At 42.7% G+C, this 15,173-nt stretch carries 13 protein-coding genes; 7 read left to right on the top strand and 6 right to left on the bottom strand.

The features are described from left to right. Window positions 1–12: 12 nt before the first annotated feature. The 5 genes from rplY to radD form a co-directional block, all read right to left on the bottom strand. A complete protein-coding gene (gene rplY / locus L4D20_RS13735; RefSeq protein WP_428802170.1) occupies window positions 13–291 on the bottom strand; it encodes a 50S ribosomal protein L25 in 279 nt (92 codons plus the stop codon). Window positions 292–499: 208 nt separating this feature from the next. Next, window positions 500–1,846 carry an ATP-binding protein gene (locus L4D20_RS13730; RefSeq protein ID WP_428802169.1) on the bottom strand — a complete coding sequence of 449 codons (1,347 nt, stop codon included), beginning with the start codon at window positions 1,844–1,846 and terminating at the stop codon, window positions 500–502. Continuing rightward, a complete protein-coding gene (locus L4D20_RS13725) occupies window positions 1,836–2,495 on the bottom strand; it encodes a response regulator transcription factor (protein WP_428802168.1) in 660 nt (219 codons plus the stop codon). The genes L4D20_RS13730 and L4D20_RS13725 overlap by 11 nt, the downstream gene beginning before the upstream one ends. 26 nt (window positions 2,496–2,521) lie before the next feature. Next, a complete protein-coding gene (locus tag L4D20_RS13720; protein WP_428802167.1) occupies window positions 2,522–2,917 on the bottom strand; it encodes a PepSY domain-containing protein in 396 nt (131 codons plus the stop codon). Between the two features lie 113 nt (window positions 2,918–3,030). Next, window positions 3,031–4,773 carry a DNA repair helicase RadD gene (gene radD / locus L4D20_RS13715; protein ID WP_428802166.1) on the bottom strand — a complete coding sequence of 581 codons (1,743 nt, stop codon included), beginning with the start codon at window positions 4,771–4,773 and terminating at the stop codon, window positions 3,031–3,033. A gap of 225 nt (window positions 4,774–4,998) precedes the next feature. Between radD and rsuA the strand changes: the two genes are divergently transcribed. The 3 genes from rsuA to L4D20_RS13700 all read left to right on the top strand — a co-directional run bounded on the left by rsuA (window position 4,999) and on the right by L4D20_RS13700 (window position 7,715). Further along, window positions 4,999–5,694 carry a 16S rRNA pseudouridine(516) synthase RsuA gene (gene rsuA, locus L4D20_RS13710; RefSeq protein ID WP_428802165.1) on the top strand — a complete coding sequence of 232 codons (696 nt, stop codon included), beginning with the start codon at window positions 4,999–5,001 and terminating at the stop codon, window positions 5,692–5,694. Window positions 5,695–5,844: 150 nt separating this feature from the next. After that, window positions 5,845–7,053 (top strand): Bcr/CflA family multidrug efflux MFS transporter, encoded by a 1,209-nt coding sequence (locus tag L4D20_RS13705; RefSeq protein WP_428802164.1) that lies wholly within the window; start codon window positions 5,845–5,847, stop codon window positions 7,051–7,053. Further along, a complete protein-coding gene (locus tag L4D20_RS13700) occupies window positions 7,053–7,715 on the top strand; it encodes a DUF2913 family protein (protein ID WP_428802163.1) in 663 nt (220 codons plus the stop codon). The genes L4D20_RS13705 and L4D20_RS13700 overlap by 1 nt, the downstream gene beginning before the upstream one ends. 109 nt (window positions 7,716–7,824) lie before the next feature. On the opposite strand, the gene L4D20_RS13695 is transcribed toward L4D20_RS13700, so the two are convergent. Beyond that, window positions 7,825–9,258, bottom strand: coding sequence for a DUF2867 domain-containing protein (locus L4D20_RS13695; protein ID WP_428802162.1), 1,434 nt, complete (start codon window positions 9,256–9,258; stop codon window positions 7,825–7,827). 141 nt (window positions 9,259–9,399) lie between these two features. Between L4D20_RS13695 and L4D20_RS13690 the strand changes: the two genes are divergently transcribed. The 4 genes from L4D20_RS13690 (at window position 9,400) to L4D20_RS13675 (ending at window position 15,135) form a co-directional block, all read left to right on the top strand. After that, the gene (locus L4D20_RS13690; protein ID WP_428802161.1) at window positions 9,400–10,782 is read left to right on the top strand and encodes an MATE family efflux transporter; all 1,383 of its coding nucleotides are present in this window, start codon (window positions 9,400–9,402) and stop codon (window positions 10,780–10,782) included. Window positions 10,783–10,898: 116 nt separating this feature from the next. Next, on the top strand, window positions 10,899–11,570 hold the full coding sequence (locus tag L4D20_RS13685; protein WP_428802160.1) for an ABC transporter ATP-binding protein: 672 nt from the start codon (window positions 10,899–10,901) through the stop codon (window positions 11,568–11,570). After that, window positions 11,551–14,004, top strand: a complete 2,454-nt coding sequence (locus L4D20_RS13680) for an ABC transporter permease (RefSeq protein WP_428802159.1) — start codon at window positions 11,551–11,553, stop codon at window positions 14,002–14,004. The genes L4D20_RS13685 and L4D20_RS13680 overlap by 20 nt, the downstream gene beginning before the upstream one ends. Then, a complete protein-coding gene (locus tag L4D20_RS13675) occupies window positions 14,005–15,135 on the top strand; it encodes a lipocalin-like domain-containing protein (protein ID WP_428802158.1) in 1,131 nt (376 codons plus the stop codon). Window positions 15,136–15,173 lie beyond the last annotated feature (38 nt).

Here is a 15,173-nt window from a genome sequence, read left to right as displayed (position 1 = left end):
CTTGGTAGGGAATTAAACGCGGATGAAGTCCATGTGCTCAACTTTAGGCTTGAACGCGTGACGTTGAACGTCTTGTGGCTTAACCTTAACTTCTGCGCCGTCGATCACAAGAGTGATGCCTTCGTAGAATTCTGGCTTATCCATTTGGTTCATAACTTCGTTATGAGCTAGAGCGATTGCTACTGGAGCTGCTTCGCCACCGTAAACAACTGCTGGGAAATTACCTGTGTGACGTAGGCGGCGGCTCGCACCCTTACCTAGTTCAGTACGTACTACTGCTTCAAATTTCATAGTTTTACTCTCAAATTAGTAAACATTAAATATCACATCCACAATGCGACCTTGTGAGATGCCTTACGTTCGACAGTGACCAAAGTTACTATCAAAACGAGCGCGGATACTAACATTCCTATACAAGCCGAGCAATAGCTTACAAAGTAAATAGAATGATTTTTAGGTTTTTCACACGATTACGTTCAATAATGCTTCAAGACAATATTTATTGCTGAGAAATATTGAGAGTTAACGTCGCTTTTAAGCCACCCATAGTACTTGTTCCAAGAAGTAATTGGCCTCGATAGCTGTGAGCCATTTCACTTACAATGTTAAGACCTAACCCTGTACCTGGCGTTGTTTCATCCAAGCGAACACCACGTTTTTTGGCTTGCAGGTGCTTCTCTTCGGGGATGCCCGGACCATCATCTTCTACGTGAATATGAATGATTTTTGATGGGGTGACAGTGCAATGCACTCGAATCGTTGAATGGGCCCACTTATAAGCGTTTTCCAGTAGATTACCGAGCATTTCATCTAGGTCGGTAGAGTCTGCGGCGACTTCGATATCCAAATCGATTTCATTAATGAGTATTAACTCTCGAGAAGCGTAGACTTTATCGAAGGCCATTGATATTTCATCGATTCGTTCGCTGGGGTTAGCTTTTACTGAAAGGATATTTGCAGCACCTGCCATACGAGCTCTGCCTAAATGGTAATCAATATGGCTCTGGATCTGTTCAATAGCTGGTAGGAGTTTAGCCTGTTCATCTGACGGTAAGGTTGAAATTTCATTTTTAAGTACAGAAAGAGGCGTTTTAAGAGCGTGAGATAAGTTGCCGCCATGATTTCTTGCGCGCTCTAATAGCTCTTGATAGTGGAACAAAAGTGCGTTGAGATCAGAAACAAGTGGGTAGACTTCTTTTGGGTACTCTTCAGCTAGCTGGTTCTGTTTACCAGCACGTAAAGCGGCGAGTTCGCGCTGCATTTTACCCAGTGGACGAAGTGACCAACCGACTTGTAAGCCAATAAGGATGAGTATGCCACTAAATAGTAGTCCAAGAATTAACCATAGCTGACCGGTTAAATGGCTCAGGGTGGCTTTTAGCGGCGCTTCATCTACGCCAACTAGTATATGAACAGGGCTCGAAACACCCGGCAGATAAATAGTTTGCGTGATATATATAAGCTTTTCGCCTTTAGCCCCCAGTAACTTAGTTCGAATAGGTAATGACAGGCTCTGAATGTTTTTGTCCCAAAGTGAACGAGAGCGTAGAGATTGCTCTTCGCTAGCAATAACCCAATACAAGCCACTATAGGGCTGACTGAATCTAGGATCTGAAAGGCGCGTAGGTAGCGATAAACGATCATCAGCATCAGCCTCTACGTGCGCTGTGATCTCATCCATAGCCAACCCAAGCTGACTTTTAACATCACTAATTAGATAATCATGCACTAGCTTGGGTATGCCAACGCCTGCCGCTAAAATCATTGCCGTGAGCCAAAGTGACGCAGCAATGAGTAGGCGGCTTTTAAGACTTATTCGCTTAATTGCTGGAAACCTAGTCGGCATTCAATTGATACCCTAGTCCACGTACAGTCTTGATTACCTTTGGTGCGATTTTTTTACGTATACGGCCGATGAATACTTCGACAGTATTCGAGTCTCGATCGAAATCCTGTTTGTAAATGTGTTCGACTAACTCTGTTCGTGAAATAACTTTCTCTGGATTGTGCATGAAATAAGCCACAACTTTATATTCAAGGGCAGTTAGGCTAATGACTTGCCCTTGCCATAACACTTTGGAAGTTCGAGTATCCAAGCTTAGATCACCAATTTGCATGACTGGTGCAGCATTACCTGACGCTCGGCGTAACTGTGCACGGATGCGAGCAATAAGTTCAACCATTTCGAAAGGCTTAGTTAAATAATCATCAGCGCCAGCATTTAAGCCTTCAACACGTTGGGTAAGGGTGTCGCGAGCACTTAAGATAACAACTGGAGTGTTGATGTTTTCATCGCGAATACCCTTTAGGACAGTTAAACCATCGAGCTTTGGAAGCCCTAAGTCTAAAACAATCGCGTCCCACTCTTCTGAGGTGGCTCGATAAAGAGCGTCAATTCCATCTTGTGAGAGTTCAGGAACCCAACCAGCAGATTCTAGTGTTTGAATAATTTGTTCACCTAGGCGAGGGTCATCCTCTACGACTAATATTTTCATGCTGAATTCTCTTTATTATTTATGCGCTATTTTTTTATAACGTCATGTAAGTTGCGGCCTTTGATTTCTATCATCTCAAGCGTTGTTGCGTTGTACTCAACTTTAATCACATTCTGTTCGTGAACCAGTTTGAGTTCATAAATCCATTCGTCGTCGTCTTCTTCCAACTCGACTCGGATCACTCGACCATGAAGTTGCTTGTCTACAGTGGCATAAAGCTCAGAAAATGGTTGAATCAACCCTTGTTGAACCGCTTCGTATACTTCATCTTGGTCTTCATCAAGTTCAACCCGAGTCCCTTCTTTGTAGGCATCTAGAACGAGTTCATGACCTGATGGTACGGGCTCAGTAACCTCCGCAGCTACTGGGAGTACAGTGAAAGCCAGTGTGAATATTAAGGCTTTGATAGATTTTGTAAGCATATGGAAACCTTAGTTGAATAACGGCTTACCCCAAACAATGTGTAGAGTAACTGAACCTAGTATAAAAAACAGTGATGAATAGAAAGTGAACCACTTTGCGATTTACGATTTCATCATCGATTTTGTAATTCATCTTCGAAAATTTTGTCCCTCATCTTCCAGAATCGGCCCGATTTACGTGCAATAACAAATTGAGGAGGGCGAAAGCGATGTTGGTTGGAAACAACTTTGGTTGGAGATGCTTCTTCAAAAGGTCGATGTCGATCAGCTAAATGGGGCCGAACGAATTGCTCTTTAAATCTTTGTTTCTGTTTCTTACTTACAAGTGGCCAGAATTCATGCACTTGTGCTTGGTTCTCGCCAAGGTAAGTAACCTTTAGTTGGGATTTACCGGTTTGATCTTTGTGTACCGCTAAGTTCATCTCTAAGCATTCAAAAACCAGAGCATCTTTTAAGTTCAGCGCTTCTTTCAGTTTTTTGTCGGGATCAACCAACGTTGCATCGCACTCGTGGCAAATGCGCGCCGCAATATCATTATCAGCGCCGCACTCATTACAATATTTGGCACGGAAACGATAACCGCAATGTTCGCGTTCGCCTGTATCTTCATCGGTAAAGAACCCTTGGCATCGTCGGCCAAAGTGCTCTAACAAGAAGCCGTTGCTATCTAACTTACCCCAAAAGTTGTTATTAAAACCACAGGCAGGGCAGGGAATAGTAACAATTTCACTGTTCGAATCAGGCTTTGGGTCACCGACTTCTGGTTGATAAAGGTCGTAGTTGTTCCCCGCATAATCGAGAATCAAGCACTCTTCTTTTCCAGGTGAAAGGCGTAAGCCTCGACCAATGATCTGTTGGTAGAGGCTGACAGATTCGGTTGGTCTTAAAATCGCGATAAGATCAACGTGAGGGGCGTCAAATCCAGTAGTTAGTACAGAGACGTTAACCAAGAACTTAATCTCTTGCTGCTTAAAACGTTGAATGATCTCATCTCTCTCAACGGTTGGCGTATCGCCAATCACAATGGCTGATTCAGTGGGTGGAAGCAGTTGTAGGATCTCTTGCGCATGACGAACTGTTGCAGCGAAAACCATCACGCCTTTCTTATCAGAGGAGTATTGAAGGATCTGCTGAACGATTTGAGGGGTTGCTCGTTTAGCCTGATCAATGACCATATCAAGCTCTGCTTCTTTGTATCGCCCAGTGCTCGCAGGCTTCAATTGAGAGAAATCATAAGAAAGTACAGGGGCGTCCATCATTCTAGCTGGCGTTAAAAAATTCTCATCTAACAAGTAATGGATAGGAAGTTCAAAAATACAATCTCTGAAGAAACGAGGGTCTTCACTTCGTACTTGCCCTCGGGTGTGATATTGATAAATCCATCCCATACCAAGGCGATAAGGTGTTGCAGTAAGCCCAAGCACTTTTATGCCTGAGTTTAACTCTCTTAAATGGCTGATCACTTTTTGGTAACTACTGTTTTTGTCATCGGGAACCCGGTGGCATTCATCAATGACCAATAGTGAAAATTGATCTTTAAATTCATCGAGGTTGCGTACAACGGATTGAACCGAAGCGAATACGACCTGTTGATCGGTTTCTTTACGCCCTAGTCCTGCGGCAAAAATTGCTCCTTTTTCACCATACCCTTCATATTTTTCATGGTTTTGTTCAACGAGCTCTTTGACATGGGCAAGTACCAATACTCGTCCTTTCGCTAAGCGTGCAAGATCTGCAATCACTAAGCTTTTTCCTGCTCCGGTAGGGAGAACGATAACTGAAGGCGTGGAATGCTTTCGAAAATAGTGGATTACAGCTTTTACTGAGTCAGCTTGGTAGGGGCGAAGAGTGTACATAGAGGCAAAGAACTAGGAGTGGGATAACGCATGTTATCAGCTTACTCTACAATGAGTAAGGATTTATAAACATCAGTTACTAAGTGTGTATAAAGCCAGTTGTTACCAACTCTTATCAGCACTATTCATTTTATCTATAAAGAATCCTTTTATTAGTGCCTAATTTGTATTAACGAACCTATAGATGATATATAATTTTGAACTTCATCACAGTACGAGGTAATCATGCGTTTAGATAAGTTTTTATGCGATTCGCTAGGTGTAACAAGAAAAGAAGCACATCAGATTCTACGATCAAAAAAAGTGAACGTTGATGGTGCTATGGAAAAAAGAGCTGCGTCACACGTGACCGAAGAGTCAGTGGTTGAATGGCAGGGCAATCAGCTTAAGCTATCTGGACCTCGTTACATTATGCTTTATAAGCCAGAAGGCTTTGTTTGTTCACATGAAGATGGAACAAACCCAACGGCATTTGAACTGATTGATGAAATAAAAATGGACCAGCTCCATTTTGCTGGTCGCCTAGATGTTGATACGACAGGTTTGGTATTAATCACTGATGACGGCAAATGGTCTCACCGAATTACTTCGCCAAAGCATAAATGCCAAAAAACTTATCGAGTTTGGTTGGTTGAACCTGTTGAAGATGATTACGTCGAGAAGTTCAAAGAAGGCATTCAGCTGAAAAGTGAAGACGGTTTAACATTACCTGCTCATTTAGATGTAAGAGCTGAAAAAGAAGTATTATTGACGATTCATGAAGGCAAATACCATCAAGTAAAACGTATGTTTGCAGCACTTGGTAACAAAGTTGAAGCTCTTCACCGCGAAAAGATTGGTGAAATCGAGATGGACGAATCACTGGAACTTGGTGAGTACCGCTATTTAACGGAAGAAGAAGTCAATTCTATTTGGAAATAATCCCTTCTTTGGGAATTACTTTATTTCCAAACTGGAACTCGCCTTCGTAGGCTGAAGCGTTACTATTGTTCATTCAATAACAATCCAGATTATGGTCGCCTTATCTAGTTATAGAGCGACCACATAATCCGCAAAAAAACTAGATAATCAATGACACAAAACACGATATCTTCATCTGCAAGTCCTCAGCAAATAAGCTTCTTACTTTTTGCTGTGCTGGGCGCTATAGGGGCGTTAACCCCACTCGCTATAGACATGTACTTACCAGCGATGCCTGCTATTGCGGAAGACTTAGGGGTTAGAGCTGGCGAAGTCCAATTTACATTAACGGCTTACTTAGCTGGATTTGCGATTGGGCAACTTTTTCATGGGCCATTTGCTGACAGCTTTGGACGCCGCCCAGTATTGCTTGTAGGTGTATTCTTCTTTGCAATAGCGAGCGTAGTAAGTGCAACAACAACAGGCATTGATGCATTGACTTATGTTCGATGTGCTCAAGGTTTTGCTGGTGCTGCGGCTGCGGTTGTTATTCAAGCCGTTGTACGAGATATGTTTGACCGAGAGGACTTCTCTCGCGCTATGTCGTTTGTCACGTTAGTCATGACGATTGCGCCTCTGCTTGCTCCGATGATTGGCGGCTACTTGGCCATTTGGTTTGGCTGGCGCTCAATATTTTGGGTATTGGCCGGATTTGCGATTATTGTCATCGCACTGACGATATGGAAGATCCCTGAGACATTACCGGTCGAAAAACGTCACCCTTTACGGTTAGGAACAACACTTCGTAATTATATGGGGCTGTTTCGTAACCCAACAGCTATGGGGCTAATCTTAGCTGGTGCATTCTCGTTCGCGGGTATGTTCGCATTTTTAACCGCTGGCGCGTTTGTCTATATTGATATCTATGGTGTGCGTCCAGACCAGTTTGGTTATCTATTTGGTTTGAATATTGTCGCTATGATCATCATGACAGCGATTAATAGCCGATTGGTTAAAAAATTAGGCTCTCACACAATGATGCGATTTGGGCTATCAATACAACTCATTGCCGGTATCGGTTTATTAGTTGGTTGGATGCTTGATCTAGGCTTGTGGGGAATTGTGCCTTTTGTTGTTATGTTTATAGGTACTATTTCGACAATTGGCAGTAACTCGATGGGACTATTGTTAAGTGGTTATCCCAATATGGCGGGCACCGCGTCTTCATTAGCGGGCACATTAAGGTTTGGCACAGGCTCAATTATTGGCGCGGTAGTAGCTGCAATGCCAAGTGATGTAGTTTGGCCGATGATATTAGTTATGACGGCCTGTTCTGTGCTGTCGATAGCATTCTATTGGACATTAGGAAGAAAGGCATAGTGTCAAATTATACAAGTGAAATTCAAAAACTGGTTAACTCTGCATTGGCAGAACTGCATGCTGAACATGCAACGGGTAAACTGGCAGATGCACCGATTGCTAATAACCACTTCTTAGTACATTGGGTAACTAAGTCATTAAAGAGTCACCGCTTCGAACGTTGCGTTGTTCCCGACTTGATCCGTTGGCAGAAGTCAGGGCGTTCTAAAGGTGACAGTGCTGGGCTACCATTCATCTTTAAGCGTATTTCTGTATTTTACGCTCAGTTCTTTAAAGATAATGACCAAGGAGCAGAAATCAAAGACAGTGATATTGAAAAATTCTTAGATTTGATGATTGCAAATAACTGGGATGTTTCAACGTCTGAGCCACTTATTGGCGGTGGTAAGATTCAAATTTTCACTGATGGGCATAGTTCTCTGGCTTTGTGTGCGGATCAGTGTGACGATTGTTTTGATGGCGAGTTATTGACTAAACCAATGCACTGGTTTGTGCGTGGCAATCATGCTGAATTTATTGAAAAGGCTGCAGCTTCAGGGTTTATGGCTCATAAAGTAACAGACTACAAATCGGTGGTTAAATACCATGGTGAGTATGTCATCTACCCAAACAATCAAGGTATTCACTTGGCTGAAATACCGCTGAATTTGAAAACAGATTAATAGGTCTAAACTTTAGTTGTTTACTTAAGTTAGATAGAGCACTGGGCGGTTACCGTTTGGCTTTGGCTAAACGTGTATCAGTTCAGTGTTTTCATTTCAGCTCTATGCTTTAGTTAATCTCTTTGGCTTTTCTTACTATTGCCTTAACCATTCCGTTAAAAATAAACAGATGTGCAGGCATCATAGCAAACCAATACAACAACCCTAAAAACCCTTGTGGGTGCCACCATGCGGTGACTGTCAATTCTCGTTCATCACCCAAGTCAGAAATAGAAACCTCTAACCGTCCTAACCCTGGTCCTTTCATGCCAAAGAAAAGTGACAAAAATTGATTGCGTTCACAACGAATAACCTTCCAGGAATCAATGAAATCACCAACTTTGAGCTCCGGTCCTTCAGGCTCTCTGCGCTTTGGTATGCCGCCACCAAAAAACAAATCAAGCCATTCGCGAGTACGCCATAATATGTTGGCAAAGAAGTAACCCTCTTTACGACTGCCAATTTGTTTAGCGACTTCCCATAACTGTTCAGACGTTAACGATGTTCTTATACTGGCTCCAGCCTGTTTAGGATAATAGCCGTAACCCGGTTGCCAACGATTCAGAGCTTCTGGCTCAAACCCCCAGACATTGCTTCGAACGAATGTACCTTCTTCTTCAATGGCTGTTTTGACCGCTTGTTCATAAGAAATTAAAGTCTGCGGATAATATTGATGCGCCTCGTTTGAATCAGACACATAATCGTGGGCAAGTCCTCCCAACAGGGCACGACCAATATTACTAGGGACCGACGTGACCAAACCAAGCCAATGAGACGCAAGGTTAGGGGTGAGTAAAGATGTAGACCATAGGCGAAATGGCTTACCGGCTATCTGGCAAATGATTTTGAATTGCTCACGATAAGTCAGTATATCGGGACCACCTGCGGAGAAAAGCCGATGTTCACTAGGCTCTTCTTTAGCCAGTTCGATTAAGTAATGATTGAGGTTTTCCAATGCGATCGGGTTTGCTTTTGAGTCGACCCATTTTGGAGCGATCATGATAGGAAGGTTGTAAACGAAGTCTCGCATTATTTCGAAAGCGGCCGAGCCAGGGCCGATGATGACTCCTGCTCGAAGCTCGGTTATTGGGACTTGGCCTTGCCTGAGTATTTCACCTGTTTGTCGACGAGCATCGAGATGGTCTGAATGGCCAACTTGAGGTTGTAGGGCACTTAAAAATATAACCTGTGTTGCTTTACTTTCTAATAGTGCGTTCTTGAAGTTTTCAGCTAATGAAAGCTCATAGTCGATAAAGTCATGCCCAACAGCCATACCGTGAACAAGAAAGTAAATAAGATCAAATTGTGGGATTAAACGTTTGGTGGCTTCCAAATCGCTCAGGTCAAGAAAAGAGAAATCAAGATTAGGGTGGGGGGAGACTCGAGCTTTTAAATAATCGAGATGTCGAGTTGCTGCAGTTACGCTGTAACCTTGATTGATCAGTATAGGCAGTAATTGTGAACCGACGTAACCAGACGCACCAAGCACCAATACTTTTTTCATACTTTATAAATTCCCTTTCATAACTCTGTTAGCTTACTCCTAATTTTGCACGATTCTCATCAGCTGTCGTCGACTAATTTCAATAACTGTATACTATAACCGACTGATCTTTCGTTCATTCTATATTCTGAGGTGACTATTTTGTCGCTAATATCTCAAATACGTTTCCATACTAAAGATGGTTTCTTCCGTCAGATGCTAGCGATAGCTTTACCGATCACATTACAAAGCATTATGTTTTCGAGTCGAGGCCTAGTCGATGTGCTTATGTTAGGGCAGTTAGGCGAGGCAGAAATAGCGGCTGTCGGTGTTGCGGCTAGGGCAACGTTTGTCACAACAATAATGCTGGTCGGTGTCACGACGGGCGGAGCACTGTTAACGGCTCAATATTGGGGGGCAGGGGATAAAAAGGGTGTGACTGAAAGTACCGCACTCACATGGATAGTGTCTTGTTTTGTAGCCGCACTTACCGCTGCTCTCTTTATTCTGTTTCCCAGTCAAATTATGGCATTGACGACAGATTCTCAGCTAATCAATCAATTGGGCAGTGAATATTTAAGAATCGCATCGGTGAGTATGTTTGCCGTGGCCTGCGTGGTCAGTATGTCTGTTGGCTTAAGGGCAATGCATAAGCCGGGCGTCAGTACGTTCTTCAGTGGTATTGGTATAGCGTCAAATATCTTTTTAAATTGGGTGCTGATCTTTGGTCACTTAGGGTTTCCCGAAATGGGAATTAAAGGAGCAGCAATCGCAACTGTTGTGAGTGGCGCTATTGAAGTATTAACTCTCTATGGTTATTTGTATTTTAAAAAGCACCTGCTGGCATTTGGAGTGAATGATATTAGAGCGATCATTGATTGGTACAAAATCAGTCGTTTCTTAAAGCTATCATTACCTACCACATTTAATTTTCTGGCGTGGGCCGGTGGTCTATTTGTTTATCATGCCATCATGGGGCAGTCAGGCGTTCAAGGGTTAGCCGCGTTGTCAGTTATGACGCCTGTTGAGTCTATTTCACTGGCATTAATGATAGGTATGTCTAGCTCAGCCGCTGTGCTAGTGGGTAATCAATTAGGTGCGAAGGAGTATGAGCCAGTTTACTATCAGGCTATTGCGCTATTGATGGTCAATTTTGTGGTGAGTATCTTTGTCTCTATTGCGTTGTACCTCGTTCATACCCCAGTACTAAATGCATTTAGTGCTCTTACAGAGGAAACTCGAGCTCTTTCTGAAATGTTCATCATGATTCTTTGTGTCGGCATCGTGATCCGTTCAATTCCAATGATGGCGATAAACGGTATTCTACGTGCAGGTGGCGATGTAAAATTCTGCTTATATCAAGATTTGGTTGCACAGTGGCTAATAGGGATTCCATTTGCTGCAATTGCGGCATTGTGGTTAGGTTGGGAACCTCAGTGGATTTACGTACTATTTCTGACCGAGGAAGTGGTGAAGTGGTTTGGATCATTACGCAGGGTCAAAAGCAAGAAGTGGATGAATAACTTAATCGAAAATGAGAAGTGACGCGTCGAATTATTGCAAGTCAATGCATATCTTGTGATCTGGTATTCAAAATGCTTTCTAGAAAGCTAGATTTAGTGTAGATTCTCATTCCCAATCAAATTATTGCGAGCTAATTAATGTTACAGCTGACCGACCTGTGTAAAGGATATGTAGATGGTGGTGAATTTCACCCTGTTTTACAAGGCGCTGAATTAACATTAAATCAAGGTGATCAAGTAGCGTTAATGGGAGAAAGTGGTACTGGGAAAAGTACGCTTTTGAACTTGATAGCTGGTTTGGATGCAATAGATTCAGGTGAAGTTTGGTACCCAAATTTTTCAATGCATGCTAGCCCTGAGCATCGACGAACTGCTTACCGTCGTAATAATATTGGCCTTATCTTTCAGCAGTTTAATCTGCTGCCTACGCTTAATATCGCAGATAACATTCGCTTCTGCCGCCAGTTAAAAGGTTTACCAGAAGACCATGGATTATGGCGACAAATTTTGTCTGCACTTGATCTTATGCCTCTTCTAGGACGTTACCCAGAAGAAGTGTCTGGTGGTCAACAACAAAGAGCCGCTATTGCGCGTGCGTTGTATATGGAACCGAAAATTTTATTAGCGGACGAGCCGACTGGAAGTTTGGATGAGCGAAATGCAGAAGCCGTCATGCGTTTGTTGACTTCTTTGACACGTCAACTTGATTGTACGCTTTTGCTTGTTACACACAGTGAGAAAGTAGCAGAACACATGGATGGCCGTATACGCCTTCAAGGAGGGCAATTACATGTTATGGCCCGTAGTTAAAGCGCTACTCGGGCATTACCGTCGTTATCCTCTTCAAATAATCTTAGTCTTACTTGGGTTAACACTGGGTGTTTCACTATTAGTTGGTGTGACCTCGATAAACCATCATGCACGTGCAAGCTATGCCGATGGTGAAAAACTATTTTCGAACCCATTACCTTATCGAATCCGCCCTAAACACGTATCCAACAAAGTGCCACAAGGTTTATACATTCAGTTAAGACGCGATGGTTTTAATGAATGTCTCCCTTTTGATCAGCAAGTGATTAAAACGGCTAAAGGGGATGACCTTGTATTAGTTGGTATTGATCCTGTCGCCATGCTTCAAGTGAAGCAAGGGATGTCATTAAAAGAGTTGAAAAACCTAGATTTGATGAAGCCACCGTACCCTATAGTTGTGAGTCAGGGGCTAGCGGAGAGGCTTGATTGGGAGGACGGTGATTTCATGACTTTGAATGATCAGTCCCGGCTAGGTCCAATCGTTGTTGATAAGAATAAAAGCTTAACAGGCACTCGAATGATTGCCGATATTTCACTACTCAGAATGCTTAATCGAAGCTCTGGATTGGACTTGATCGCCTGTGGTGATATGTCCAAAGCTAAATTAGCGAAACTGAAAGGAAATCTTCCAAACGGATTGACCTTAGTTCGTAGCTCTCGCTCTGAATTAGAATCATTGACCAACGCGTTCCATATGAATCTTAGTGCGCTGGGTATGCTTTCTTTTGTTGTTGGCTTATTTATCTTCTACCAAGCAATCTCACTTTCGTTTGTTCAGCGTCAACCTCTCGTTGGCATGTTAAGGCAAACGGGTGTATCAGGTTGGCAACTTGCTAAAGCATTATCGCTTGAGTTGTTTAGCATGATCCTAATTAGTTGGTTCTTCGGTAATATACTCGGTTTAATGCTAGCTAATCAGCTTATTCCTGCAGTAGCAACTAGTTTAGGTGAGCTGTACGATGCGAGCGTTGGAATAGAGATTAGTTGGAGCTATCATTCAAGCTTATATAGCTTAGGTATGTGCGTCTTAGGCGTTGCGACAGCGTGTATTTGGCCACTTGTGCGTTTGTTACGCTCTCAACCTAATCGTTTAACGTCTAGGCTCTCTTTGGTTCGATTTGCAGGGATAGAATTTACCTTCCAAGCATTCCTTGCATGTATATTGTGTGTCGTTGCCGTTGCAGTCTATCAAGTGCCACAAACGCAAGAAACAGGCTTCACCCTGATTGCCTTAATGCTCATGAGTGTAGCCTTGTTTACACCATTTTTGATCTGGAAAGTCTTTACTAGTTTTACCTACTCTTTACGTTGGGTGAAGTTACGTTGGTTCTTTGCAGACGCAGCGGCGAGTATGAGTTATCGCGGTGTTGCAACCATGGCGTTAATGCTCGCGATGGCAGGCAATATAGGTGTAGAAACCATGATTGGCAGCTTTCGTGATACCACGGATAAATGGCTGACTCAACGCTTAGCTGCTGATGTCTATATTTACCCAAGCAATAACTCTGCTGCACGCCTAAGCACTTGGCTACAAAAACAACCTGAGGTTGAGAGTGTTTGGTGGCGTTGGGAGAAGGATGAGGCAACGAAGCAAGGTGTACTACAGATTGTGAGTACTGGTGCCTCAGATGCAGAATTAGATGCACTAACTGTAAAGCTAGGTATTCCAAATTACTGGTATCACCTACATCATTCTAAAGGGGTGATGATCAGTGAGTCTATGTCACTTAAGCTGGATATTCGCCCTGGTGACTTCATCAATCTATCGAATAAATTAGGTCAACGATGGCAGGTTGTTGGTGTCTACTATGATTACGGCAACCCGTATAACCAAGTGCTGCTGTCTCATAGAAATTGGCTAAATGGCTATGCTGGTAGTGGCGATGTTGCACTTGGTATTGAACTTAAACCTGACGTTAATCCGACAGGACTTAAAAATCGATTAGAAGCCGTATTTAGACTTAGTTCTGACCGTGTTTATGATAATAGTGATATTCACACTCAAGCGATGAAAGTTTTTGATCGAACATTTGCTATTGCCGATACTCTTGGCAACATAACTTTACTTATAGCGGTGTGTGGGATCTTCTTTGCCACTTTGGCTGGAGAAGTTTCAAGGCAGCGGCATATATCTTTACTGCGCTGTTTTGGTATTTCAGGAAAAGAACTGGTTGTTATCAGTGGACTTCAGCTGTTTGTGTTCTGCATGATAGCGATAGCGATTGCTATGCCTCTAGGTCTTGCATTGGCGAATCTCGTTGTTGACGTGGTGATTAAGCAATCTTTCGGCTGGACTCTGGAACTTAAATTTGTACCAATCGAGTATGTAAAAACCATACTTTGGGTAATGACCTCACTAATGATTGCCGGAGCGTTACCCGTGTTGCGAACCATTAAAAATACACCGATGAAATCTCTGAGAGATGCGCTTTAAATGACGAAAAAACCGGAAAAACGAAAGCTAAGTGTAGTCAGAGTCGTATTAGTACTTATGGTCATGACCATTGTCGCGACTCTGCTATATTTGGACTCTGAACAATCGGTGAGTAAAGAGTTGTCTGGAACTCAAAGCATGGTTGTGGATATGATACAAAAGCAGGTGTTTGAGCCTGTTCTTCCCGACACTTCAGTAACCTTACCTGATGATTTTCGTTTTCACCCTGAATACCAGCATGAGTGGTGGCAATATTTTGCAAATGTAGTCGATGAAGAGGGCCATGAATACGCCATTCAATGGAGTTATTTTCGTATTGCCAGTGACGAGCGAAGAACCGCTGGTTGGCAGAGCCCTCAAATCTACATTTCTCATGTCGTAATATCAAACAGTACTCAAGTATGGAAAGAGCAACGCATTGCGCGTGGTGGGATTGGTCAAGCTGGTATGATCGTTAATCCATTTAAAATATGGATTGATAACTGGTGTTGGCAATCGTTAGGAAATACCCCGTTTCCAGGTGAAATGGAGATTTCTACTAACGAATTTGACCTGAAATTACGCACTCAAACTTCCGGCCCATTTGCACTGTTAGGTGAAGATGGTTACCAACCTAAACATGACTTACTGCCAATCGCCGCATTTAACATTAGTGCTCCATTTTTATCTGTTAAAGGTGAGATGACACTTGGTGAAAATAAAACGGTGAGAGTAAAAGGCAATGCATGGATGAGTAAAGAGTGGGGCAGCCAGCTTATTTCTCAGCGTCAGAAAGGATGGGATTGGTTTGTAATTGATTTAAACGAAAGTGAAACCTTAACCGTTAGCCGATATCGCCATCAAGAACAAATGCCATATATCTATGGAACCATCATCAGCAACACTGGAAAAACCATATCACTTGATGAAACTCAAATTTCCTTGGTCTCCTCTAAAGGTAGTGTGTTAACCGGAGGGAAACGTGTTCCGTTAGAGTGGGGTATTATGGTTCCTGATTACGATATTAATTTGATGTTGACTCCAGTAAATAAAAAATTGTTGCTACCTTTCATTATTCCCTACTGGGAAGGGCCCGTCGAAGTATCTGGATCACATCAAGCTAAGGGTTTTATGCAGTTAACTGGGTATTAATTGTTTAACTATTGTTGACTAAACTCGAAATATATAAA

Origin of the sequence: Vibrio kyushuensis (genome assembly GCF_050337325.1) — a bacterium.
Lineage (GTDB): Bacteria > Pseudomonadota > Gammaproteobacteria > Enterobacterales > Vibrionaceae > Vibrio > Vibrio kyushuensis.
The sequence above is the reverse complement of the archived record's forward strand: the minus strand, read 5'-3'. Positions and strand labels throughout refer to the sequence as shown.